Below are 5873 nucleotides of genomic sequence, written 5' to 3'. Positions count from 1 at the left end.
TGTGGAGAGCGCACACCCCCCCCCCCCCACGCCGCCGCCGCGCCCGCGCGCGCGCCGCGCCCCCCCCCCCCCCGCCGACGGCCCCTCCAGCTTTGCGGAGCATGGAGAGGAGCCGTCTTGTCATCCCGCCGGGATGGCAAGTAACAGGCCAGCCGGGAGTTCCCGCTGGAATCAACATCAAAGCACTCGAGCCTTGGCCTGAGAAGTACGCCCCAGAGCACCACCCGGGGAACTTGCGGGCACCTGTCCATGGGCGTGGCCGGGCGAAAGGCACGTGCGTACCTTTTGGCCCCGACACACCACCGGTGGACCGATCAGGGCCGATGTGCCCCATCGGCACCCTTGCGGCGGACCGCCGGCAGGGTGGGAAACCGGCCATCCCTGACGGCCGCGCCTACTACCGGCCGAGATCGCTCTGCGCCAGGTTCAGTACACAGAACGTGAGCGTGTGTGGACGCGTCGCCCCGGTTCGCCTCATGCAGAGGCGCGGGGCGTCACGAGTGAGAAACGGCCAGCCGAAGCGGCGCCCCCGGCGACGATCACGCACTGTCGCCGGTGATTCCGCCGGAGGGCAGGGGGGTCACCGTCAGCGGGCCGTGCGCCATGACGATCGAGGCGAGCGGATACGGAGGACCGTCCGTGCCGCGCAGGACCAGCAGCGGCATCCCGCGCTCGTCCTGGCGCCGCCCGAGCGACAGCCAGATCCGGTCGGTGCGGTCGACCTGCCCCATCCCGAGGTCGTAGATCCGCCCCCAGAGGAAGAACGGATCGGCGGCCGTGTCGCTCGCGTCCTGGAGGAGCTCAGGGACACCGTGCGCGGTGAGGTGGACGGCGACTCCGTCGAGGGTTCCCGCCGCCACCTGAGCGTGCCCGGCCGTCCGGGTCCGTACGTTGCGGGGGGCGCCGATCGCGTCGAGCCAGTACTCCCAGTCGTCCAGGCAGGTGGCCTTGATGGCCACCGTGACCCGCTCGCCGTCCGCCGTGATCTGCATGGCCTCCAGGCGTGCGAGGTGGTCTGACTGCAGGCTCGCGGCGACGGAGACCGCACGGGCGGAGGCGCTGCCCCATCCGACCTGGCGCGACCGCGCGGCGGCCGGCCGCACGCGCGGAACCTGCCCGTCGACGCGCTGCGGCACCGGTGCCGCCCCGTGCTCCACCATGACCCGTCCGGCGCGGTCGGCGAGATGCAGGACGATCGCACCGCGCGCGGGCGGCACGAGCGGCGAGGGCAGGGAGGCGCGGTCGTGCCGCGGCTCGGGGTTCTCGGCCCCGGGAACCGGCTCCTGGTGGTCCGGCACGGACGCGGGAGCGCGATCGTGCCGGGGTTCGGACTCCTCACCGTCGAGCACGGGTTCCTCACCGTCCGGCCCGGGCGCCTGGACATGATCGTGCCGCGGCTCGGGACCGCCGACGCCGAGGTCCCGCTCGTCACGGTCCGGCGCGGACGCGGACGCGGACGCGGGCACAGGCACGGGGGCGGGCGCGGACACGGGCACAGGGGCGGGCGCGAGGGCGGGGGCGGACGCCGGCGCCCGGTCGTGCCGTGGCTCGATGTCGTCGCCGGGGATCCGTCCCCCGCCGTTCGGATCGGAAGCGGACGCACCCTCGTGGCGCGGCTCGACGTCGTCGCCGGGGATCAGCCCCTTGCGGTTCAGCGCCGTGGCGATCCGCATCGCGACCTCGCTCGGGTAGCCGCAGTCCTCCACGATCGTGTCCACGGCCGCGTGGTAGGCCTCCGGACAGTTCTGCACGGCCTCGACCTGTGTCCGCAGCCGTTCGAGGACACCGGCCCCGCCGGCCTCCACCAGACGCCCCTGCGCCTCCAGGTCGGCGACGAACTCCCGCGCGAACGCGCTGAGTTGCTCGGCAAGATTGGCTTCGACGACGGAACGGATCTCCGGCACGGTGGTCATGCCGCCACCCCCAGATACTCGCTGCGCAGCTTGGCCAGAGCCCTGAACTGCAGGGTCTTCACCGCGCCTTCGGACCGTGACATCTGGCGTGCCGTCTCCAGCACCGAGAACTCCATCAAGAAGCGGCGCGTGAGGACTTCGCGTTGTGGTGGCCGCAGTTGCTCCAGAGCCCGGCGCAGCAACTCCTCGTCCAGACTGATCAGTACGGTGTCCTCGGTACTGACCGTGAGATCTTCGTCGAAGCCGAGCATGTCCTCGACGACGAACTCGCGGCGCTGGGCACTCTTGCAATGGTCGATGACCTTGTTCCGGGCGATGGTGATCAGCCACCCGACAAAACCGATGCCGCGATAGGTGAAGGTCTCGCGTTTCATCCAGGCGTTGAGAAAGGTCTCGCCGGTGATGTCCTCGGCGACCTGCCGATTGCGTACACGGCGTTGTACGTAAGCCAGTACCGCGGGGTGATGCAGAGCGTAGAGCTCCCCGAAAGCGTCCCGGTCGCCCGCGAGCGCACGGGCGATAAGGGCCGGTTCTCTGGTGTCGAACCGCGGTGTGGCGGCGTTAGCCTCGGCGATCAAGGCCTACTCCGTTCATGAGTGGATGAACTGTGGTGGGCAGGTGCTGCGACGGTCCGATCCGGCCAAAGCCGGGCTCGGGCGCCGGATGACCGGGTAGTCGTGTCCGAAGGTTTTCGAGGCGCCCCCCGCGGTTGCCTCGCAGCTCCGGAGCCTGGTCGAGCCGATGCCGAGGCGGTGCAAATAGGGTCCCCTCAAAGGGACTTGCATACGTGCGACTAACTCACAGTCATGCAACATATGCAACTTGCGTACACGTACGCAAGTTGCTTCGCCGGTATGAAGACGAGACTTTTTGTGGGGAACTGACGTGCGATCCGTCCCCCTTGGCCTGCCATGACTGTTAAACGCCGATTGACCTGCGAAGATGCACGCATGCAAGTCGCGTGCAAGTTGCATACACGCGCGCTACTCTCCGGAACATGCGGAGCATGGAAGAGTCCCCCCACGAGTCCCGCGGTGAGCGACAAGCTCTCGCACGGAAGGTGGGCGAGTACCTCACGAATGCCGCGACAGCGGCCGGGTACGACGTACGCCCACGAGCCGGTGGCCGGGCTCAACTGGCCATCGCGATTGGAGTGAGCCTGACGACGATCAGCAGAACACTGGAAGGAAAGACCCTCCCCCTTCCCTCGCAACTGACCGCATGGGCGTCAGTACTTGGCCTCGACCAGCGAGAGATGTTGGTGAACAGCGGCATGCTTCCGCCGGAACACGGGCCTCAGCCTGCGACACGGAGGGTAGCCTCGGTATCACTCACCCCGGAGGAGGCCATGGACGCATGGGGAATCACTGATCTCAGAATCCGCACAATGCTCAGCGGGAACATCGTCCAAGCTATCGAGCTTCAAAAGGATCTCGATGCCGACGACAGCCGGGGGGCCACTGCAAGGGGGTAACAAAACGTGGCGTACAGACTGGCAACCGCGTCCGCCGCCAGCTGCACAGCCGGCTGGACATTCGTGGGCGTGGGCGTCTGGCACCATGCATGGGAAGCGGCGACAGTCGGGATCGGCCTGTTAACCATGGGCGTGGCCGGGGCACTTGCGGCCCTGCTCCGTCACACGGTGACCCAGGTCGATACCCGCACACGACATGATCTCGGCGTCCTGGCGGAACACCGACGACGCCTCGAGCTGGACATCCAAAAACGCGAGCTGGATCTGGCCCAGCGAGAGAAAGCCATGGCCCGCCGGGCCACCATCACCGCCATCAGACTCGGCAGTCACGCCAGAGCCCTCGACGAGGCGCGCAACGCGAACACGGCACTGCGCGCCAAGAACTCCCAGCTCATGCAGGAGATCGAGGAAGTCAACGACGAGCGCAACCAGCTGATCACGGCAGAGCTCACCTTCGCCCACGACCGGTTCACGTCGAAAACGTACGGGGGTCTGCGCGCCGTTGTGGGCAGCGAGCAACCCCACCCCGATCCGCACGCACAGGCGGGCTACGGAAGTCGCCCCCCGCGTTCCGGATCATGAGCACCACCCTGCGAAAACGTTCCACCGAGCCATCCATCCCTTCATACGGTGAACAACTCCCCTCCGTTCAAAGGAGTTGAGCCTCAATCCGCCGCGATGACCGGCGGGCGCAGGAGCGACGACGCGGTCTGTGGTGCGCACCCGAGCCCGACACCTCCGCCCCGTCCCCCACCTCCTCACGCACGCCCCGGTCCGCCGGGGGGTGCCGCTCCGCCACGACCTGCGCATCCGGGACGCCGCGGACATAACAGGAGTCACTCCGGACAGCCGGTAAGCTCCGTACACGTGACTGCCGCGCCTGCCAAGCCCCGTATCCCCAACGTTCTCGCCGGACGCTATGCCTCCGCCGAGCTCGCCACGCTCTGGTCCCCCGAGCAGAAGGTCAAGCTGGAGCGTCAGCTCTGGCTCGCCGTGCTGCGGGCCCAGAAGGACCTCGGGATCGAGGTGCCGGACGCCGCCATCGCCGATTACGAGCGCGTCCTCGACCAGGTCGACCTCGCCTCCATCGCCGAGCGCGAGAAAATCACCCGGCACGACGTGAAGGCGCGGATCGAGGAGTTCAACGACCTCGCCGGCCACGAGCACGTGCACAAGGGCATGACCTCCCGCGACCTCACCGAGAACGTCGAGCAGCTTCAGATCCGGCTCTCGCTGGAGCTGACACGCGACCGTACGGTGGCGGTCCTGGCCCGGCTGGCCAAGCTCGCCGGCGAGTACGCCGAGCTGGTCATGGCCGGCCGTTCGCACAACGTGGCCGCGCAGGCCACCACCCTCGGCAAGCGCTTCGCGACCGCCGCGGACGAGATGCTCGTCGCGTACGGCCGCCTTGAGGAGCTGCTCGGCCGCTACCCGCTGCGCGGCATCAAGGGCCCGGTCGGCACGGCCCAGGACATGCTCGACCTGCTGGGCGGCGACGCGGCCAAGCTCGCCGACCTGGAGCGGCGGATCGCCGGGCACCTCGGCTTCTCGCAGGCCTTCACCTCCGTCGGCCAGGTCTACCCGCGCTCGCTGGACTACGACGTCGTGACCGCGCTGGTGCAGGTCGCGGCCGCCCCGTCCTCGACCGCCAAGACCATCCGCCTGATGGCCGGGCACGAGCTGGTCACCGAGGGCTTCAAGCCCGGCCAGGTCGGCTCCTCCGCGATGCCGCACAAGATGAACACCCGCTCCTGCGAGCGTGTCAACGGTCTGATGGTCATCCTGCGCGGCTACGCGTCGATGACCGGCGAGCTGGCCGGCGACCAGTGGAACGAGGGCGATGTGTCGTGCTCGGTGGTGCGCCGGGTCGCTCTGCCGGACGCGTTCTTCGCCCTTGACGGTCTGCTGGAGACCTTCCTGACCGTCCTCGACGAGTTCGGCGCCTTCCCGGCCGTCGTCGCCCGCGAGCTGGACCGCTACCTGCCGTTCCTCGCGACGACCAAGGTCCTCATGGGCGCTGTGCGCGCCGGTGTCGGCCGCGAGGTCGCCCACGAGGCCATCAAGGAGAACGCCGTCGCCTCCGCCCTCGCCATGCGTGAGCAGGGCGCCGAACGCAACGAGCTGCTCGACAAGCTCGCCGCGGACGAGCGGATCCCGCTGGACCGCGCGCAGCTCGACGCGCTGATGGCCGACAAGCTGTCCTTCACGGGAGCCGCGGCCGACCAGGTGGCGGTCGTCGTGGGTCGGGTCGAAGAGATCGCGAAGCAGCACCCGGAGGCCGCGGGCTACACGCCCGGCGCGATCCTCTGACCCTCCCCCAAGCTCTCGGCTCCGCTCGCGCAGGGAGGTGCCCCCTTGCCCAAGCGGACCTGGAGGCCGCCCCCGACCCGCACGGGCCCGCCGGGCGGGGGCGCGCCCCGGCAACGACCGCGGGGCGGCGGCCCCCCCCAAGGGGGTGTGCACGCGGGGCCGCGGCTGGGGCCCAC

The 5873-nt window shown here is 69.3% G+C and carries 4 protein-coding genes; 2 read left to right on the top strand and 2 right to left on the bottom strand.

Features of this window, described 5'->3' with window-relative positions; translation table 11 throughout:
- Positions 1-539: 539 nt before the first annotated feature.
- Positions 540-1913 carry a BN159_2729 family protein gene (locus ACFXGX_RS37005; RefSeq protein WP_384800763.1) on the bottom strand — a complete coding sequence of 458 codons (1374 nt, stop codon included), beginning with the start codon at positions 1911-1913 and terminating at the stop codon, positions 540-542.
- Positions 1910-2491, bottom strand: a complete 582-nt coding sequence (locus ACFXGX_RS37000; protein WP_326789111.1) for a sigma-70 family RNA polymerase sigma factor — start codon at positions 2489-2491, stop codon at positions 1910-1912. The genes ACFXGX_RS37005 and ACFXGX_RS37000 overlap by 4 nt, the downstream gene beginning before the upstream one ends.
- Before the next feature lie 965 nt (positions 2492-3456).
- Here ACFXGX_RS37000 and ACFXGX_RS36995 point away from each other — a divergent pair.
- Positions 3457-3969, top strand: a complete 513-nt coding sequence (locus ACFXGX_RS36995; protein ID WP_384800758.1) for a hypothetical protein — start codon at positions 3457-3459, stop codon at positions 3967-3969.
- A 285-nt stretch (positions 3970-4254) separates the two neighbouring features.
- Positions 4255-5697: an adenylosuccinate lyase gene (purB, locus tag ACFXGX_RS36990; RefSeq protein ID WP_384800755.1), complete on the top strand. Its 1443-nt coding sequence runs from the start codon at positions 4255-4257 to the stop codon at positions 5695-5697.
- The last annotated feature ends 176 nt before the right edge of the window (positions 5698-5873 follow it).

It is taken from the genome of Streptomyces sp. NPDC059371, assembly GCF_042751995.1.
Lineage (GTDB): Bacteria > Actinomycetota > Actinomycetes > Streptomycetales > Streptomycetaceae > Streptomyces.
This window is presented reverse-complemented; position numbering and strand designations above follow the sequence as displayed.